This window comes from Polaromonas sp. P1_G2 (assembly GCF_056405515.1).
In genome coordinates, this window is the sequence record NZ_JBFUBY010001657.1 from 1 (window position 1) to 371 (window position 371).

1 protein-coding gene is annotated in these 371 nt (G+C 59.6%); it reads left to right on the forward strand.

Annotated elements, in window-relative coordinates; translation table 11 throughout:
• Nucleotides 1-333, forward strand: a 333-nt coding sequence (locus AC1D0P_RS32000) for a zinc-binding dehydrogenase (protein WP_477680400.1), incomplete at its 5' end; no start/stop codon positions are given.
• Between the last annotated feature and the right edge of the window lie 38 nt (nucleotides 334-371).

Below are 371 nucleotides of genomic sequence, written 5' to 3' on the forward strand. Positions count from 1 at the left end.
ATCATAGACTGCATCTCGGCCGATCATTCGATGGACGCCTATGGGCGGCTTCTCAAGCGCGATGGCACGATCGTTCTGGTCGGCGCGCCGGAAAACCCGCTGTCGATCGCCGCCTTCACGCTGCTCGCCAAGCGCCGCAGCTTTGCCGGCTCCGGCATTGGCGGTATTGCGGAGACCCAGGAGATGCTGGATTTCTGCGCCGAGCACAACGTGCTGTCGGAAATCGAGATCATCCCGATCCAGAAGATCAACGAAGCCTATGAGCGGATGCTGAAGAGCGACGTGAAATATCGCTTCGTCATCGACATGACGTCGCTGCCGAAAGCGGCCTGAGAATTTCGGCGCCGCTTGAAACGTCTCTTGCGTGGGGG